This window comes from Flavobacterium sp. (genome assembly GCF_049240005.1).
GTDB lineage: Bacteria > Bacteroidota > Bacteroidia > Flavobacteriales > Flavobacteriaceae > Flavobacterium.
This window is the reverse complement of the sequence record NZ_JBMLTK010000001.1, coordinates 1-1,140: the sequence shown is the minus strand read 5'-3', so window position 1 is coordinate 1,140 and position 1,140 is coordinate 1. Positions and strand designations below refer to the sequence as shown.

Genomic DNA, 1,140 nt, shown 5'->3' with positions numbered 1-1,140 from the left:
GGTGATTTTTCTAATGCAATCGAAGCAAAGAATTGCATGTCGGTACACACGGTTGACTTGATTTTTCTCGATATCGAGATGCCGGTCATCAGTGGATTTGATTTTTTAGACGGATTAAAAGTAAAACCCCAAATTATTTTTATCACGTCCAAGGCGGAATATGCTATGAAAGCGTTTGATTATGACGCTACAGATTACCTACAAAAGCCTATCGCGTTAGATCGTTTCAATGCTTCCGTTCGAAGAGCTATGGAATTCCACATGCTTAAGAAAGAAAACCAGGAAGAAGAAGGTGAACACATCTTTATTAAGAGTAACCTCAAAAAATTAAAGGTTTACACTAATAAGATTAAATGGATTGAAGCTTACGGTGATTATGTAAAAGTAGTTACGGAAGACGACAGTAATTTAGTGCTTTCTACAATGAAATCGTTCGAACAGGATTTATCGAAAGAAAAATTCATTCGCGTACACAAGTCCTATATTATTAATATAGACAAAGTAGAACGCTTCAATAGTAAGTTTGCTGAAATCGGAATGACTAAAATTCCGTTAAGTCGCAACAAGAAAGAAGATTTAATTAAAGCGTTAGCTATTGCTTAGATTTACTCAATAAAAATCAACGTTTACAGTAACCTTTATGGTTCTGTATTGCGCTACCACTTCAAAACTATTCAGTACTTTCTGGATAGTTTTTTTTGTGCCTTGTAATGACGCATCGCTCGGTATTTTAACCATTATGGTTCGAATGTATTCATTGCGAATGCGACTCACAGCAGGTTCTTCCGGACCTAAAACCGGAATCGATAAGTTTTGTTTTAACACCTGATACAACCACATCGAACCTTCTTTCAATTTTTCGAAATCACGGTGTTTTAAGGTTAAGCGAATCAATCGGTAAAACGGCGGATAATAATAAATCTTTCTTTCGTACAATTGCTCTTTGTACATGCCTTCGTAGTCGTGGTGTGTGACTTGCTGTATGATATTGTGCAGCGGATTATAGGTTTGTATCACCACTTTCCCGCGCTTTTCGCTACGCCCGGAACGTCCGGCGACTTGCGTCATCATCTGATAACTTCTTTCAAAAGCCCGAAAATCGGGATGGTACAACATATTGTCGGCGTTCATGATGCCAAC

Annotated in this window: 1 protein-coding gene and 1 pseudogene; one reads left to right on the top strand and one right to left on the bottom strand. The window is 37.8% G+C overall.

What is annotated here, in order from left to right; all coding sequences use genetic code 11:
* Positions 1–603, top strand: a 603-nt coding sequence (locus ACOVQQ_RS00010; protein ID WP_421816395.1) for a LytR/AlgR family response regulator transcription factor, incomplete at its 5' end; no start/stop codon positions are given.
* 6 nt (positions 604–609) lie between these two features.
* Here the strand turns inward: ACOVQQ_RS00010 and ACOVQQ_RS00005 are convergent.
* Positions 610–1,140, bottom strand: a pseudogene (locus ACOVQQ_RS00005) (primosomal protein N'); the annotation flags it as partial.